This window comes from Falsiroseomonas sp. RANM36, assembly GCF_056682175.1.
The window spans coordinates 1,837,286-1,837,681 of the sequence record NZ_JBWXTD010000003.1 but is presented as its reverse complement, the minus strand read 5'-3'; positions in this window follow the sequence as shown (position 1 = coordinate 1,837,681).

Sequence of the window (396 nt, the reverse complement as noted above, 5' to 3'; positions counted from 1 at the left end):
CCCGTCGCCGCGTCCCGCGCCGAGGTCAGCACCGCGATGGCGCCCCGCGCCTGCCGCGCCAGCGCGGCATAGACGCCGGCCGAGCCGCCGATCAGCGGCGGGAAGGTGTGGCAGACGAGGAGGCAGCGCGACGCGGTCACGACATCCATGGGATCGCCCGTACAGCAACACGGATCCGCACATTGGCAGGAGTTGTCAGGACGACATCGGAACGGCTTGCCCGCCCGCCATCCGCGGGCGAAACGTCCCAGCAGGCGCCCGAGTGGCGCATTTCGGGACGAGACCGCTCATGCCGCTCCATCCGCGCGCCCTCCTGGCGCTGCTCCCGCTGCTGGCCGGGGCCCCCCCCGCGGGCGCCCGCGAGGGGGCGGCCGCGGGCAACCCCCCCGGGATTGG